Source organism: Curtobacterium sp. MCLR17_055 (assembly GCF_003234305.1).
Lineage (GTDB): Bacteria > Actinomycetota > Actinomycetes > Actinomycetales > Microbacteriaceae > Curtobacterium > Curtobacterium flaccumfaciens.
This window is the reverse complement of record NZ_QKSX01000034.1, coordinates 1-2,485: the sequence shown is the minus strand read 5'-3', so window position 1 is coordinate 2,485 and position 2,485 is coordinate 1. Positions and strand designations below refer to the sequence as shown.

At 69.1% G+C, this 2,485-nt stretch carries 2 protein-coding genes; both read left to right on the top strand.

The window, feature by feature from the left end:
• Positions 1 to 182: 182 nt before the first annotated feature.
• Entirely contained in the window at positions 183 to 1,253 is a 1,071-nt protein-coding gene (locus DEJ09_RS17985) for a hypothetical protein (protein WP_146245771.1), read from the top strand.
• Positions 1,254 to 1,362: 109 nt separating this feature from the next.
• On the top strand, positions 1,363 to 1,923 hold the full coding sequence (locus DEJ09_RS17855; RefSeq protein WP_027464630.1) for a YceI family protein: 561 nt from the start codon (positions 1,363 to 1,365) through the stop codon (positions 1,921 to 1,923).
• The last annotated feature ends 562 nt before the right edge of the window (positions 1,924 to 2,485 follow it).

Here is a 2,485-nt window from a genome sequence, read left to right as displayed (position 1 = left end):
GTGGAGGCGATCGCAGGGAGCGCGGAGGTCGCAGCCCGGGGTCATCCGGGCGAGCGGGCGAAATGCCACGGTGCTCTCGCCAGCCCACCCATACCTTTCGCCCGCTCGCCCGGATGACCCCGGGCTGCGACCTCCGCGCTCCCTGCGATCGCCTCCACCCCGCGAGCGGGCGAAACACCGCGGTGCCGTCGGCGGCGGGCGCGGTGTTTCACCCGCTCACGGGGGCAACCGTCCCTCCACAGCGGCGAGAGCGGGCAAAGCCGTCCACAGAGGAGGCCCGACTCCCGTCCTCGGGGTCGGCTCGCCGTCACGCTGTGGAGATGACCGCAAGACGCAGACTCCCGATGGCACTCCGTGACGCTTCGTTCCGGGTACGGGATGCGCTGCACAGAGGCGTTTCACGTGGCCGACTCGACGCTCGAGATCTCGTCCGCCCGTTCCACGGCATCCGATCAGCGTTCCCACCGGAATCCGTGGATGAACGCGCAAGGGCGCTCGCTCCTCGACTCCGCCCCGATCAGGTCTTCAGTCACGTCACTGCGGCAGCGATCATCGGCGTCCCGCTCCCCCGTCGTCTCGAACGCGATCAGCGGTTGCACGTCACGACGATCGGGACCGACCAAGCGCTCCGGGTCCGCGGCACGGTCGGCCACCGAGCCCGGTACGGATCAGTCCGCGCGACGATCGCACGAGGAGTGCCACTGACCACTCCGGCCGACACGTTCGTCGCACTGGGCTCGATGCTGACGCTCGACGAACTCATCGTCGCGGGCGATGCGCTCGTGGGCTGGCTCGGCTGGGCGACGCTCGACGAACTCGCCCAGGCCGTCCGACGACGACGGGGCATCCGCGGGATCGTGAAGCTCCGCCTCGCGCTCGACGAGATCCGGAGGGGATCCCGGTCTCCCGGAGAGACCCGGACACGGCTGGCACTCGTCCGCCGCGGGCTCCCGGAACCGGCACTCAACCACGATGTCGTCATCGACGGGCAGTGGGTCGCATGTGTGGACCTCGCCTACCCCGAGGCCAGGGTCGCGATCGAGTACGAGAGCGATCTGCACCGCACCGATCCAGCCACCTTCCGGAAGGACCTGACGCGCGGGGAGCACCTCAAGGACGTCGACTGGTGGCTCGTCAGAGCAACAGCAGACGACGTCGCGCACGGCGTCGACCGTTTCGTGGACCGCATCCGACGGCTGCTCGAGGCCGGCGCCAGAGGAGCCCACGACACGCGGTTTGCGACACTTGGGTGAACAATGGTTGACGCTTCAACCAAAACGGTGCACACTGGCGTAGTATCAACTCGATGCAGGCGCATGGAACGCGTCGCACCGCAGACTCTCGTTCGGAAGAAGGACCACCATGACGCTCACCGCTGACACCGTTCCCGGCTACAAGACCGGCACCTGGAAGATCGACCCGACCCACTCCGAGGTCACGTTCTCGGTCCGCCACCTCGCCATCAGCAAGGTCAAGGGCAAGTTCGAGACGTTCGACGCCACCGTCGTCACCGCCGAGAACCCGCTCGAGTCGACCGTCGAGGCCAACATCGACGTCGCGTCGATCAACACCGGCCAGGAGCAGCGCGACCAGCACCTCAAGACGAGCGACTTCTTCCTCACCGAGGAGCACCCGCAGCTGACCTTCCGCTCGACGAGCATCGAGGCGAAGGGCGACGACCTGCACATCGCGGGCGACCTGACCCTGCGCGGCGTCACCAAGCCGGTCGTCCTCAAGGCCGAGCTGGGCGGCTTCACCACGGACGGCTACGGCCAGGTCAAGTTCGGTGCCGAGGCGACCACGAAGATCGACCGCACCGAGTTCGGTGTGAACTGGAACGCGGCGCTCGAGGCTGGTGGCTTCACGCTCGGCAACGACGTCACGATCAACCTCGACGTCCAGTTCGTCCTCCAGGCGGCCTGAGCCACCCCTGACTCAACGCCCGACTGAGGGCACCGAGCGGCACTCCCCGAACCCGAGAAGAACGCCCCGACTCCGCACGGAGTCGGGGCGTTCTTCGTTGTCGGCACCGCTCCCCCCGACCACGAGCGGGCGAAACACCACGGCCCTTCGTCCTGTCTCATCGGGCATTCCGCCCGCTCGACGATGCCGGGTGCCGAAGTCGACGCTGACCCCCGCAATCACGCCCACGCCGGCGCCCATGCCCACGCCCACGCCCACGCCCACGCCCACGCCCACGCCCACGAGCGGGCGAAATACCACGCCGATCCCCGTGGCAGGCCGGACATTTCGCCCGCTCGCGTAAGGACCCGGGCGGGAGGTGCGAGCGACCCCGGCGGAGATCGGGAGCGCGGCCGAGCGGGCGGAATGCCCGGGACACGGCGGGGACGAAGTGCGGCATTTCGCCCGCTCGCGGAACGGGGCGCGAGCACGCGCGGGACAGTGAGCCAGCGGGCACGAGCGCACGAGCGGACGAGCGCCCGGGCGCTCGTCCGCTCGTGCGCTCGTGCCCGCTGGCTCACTG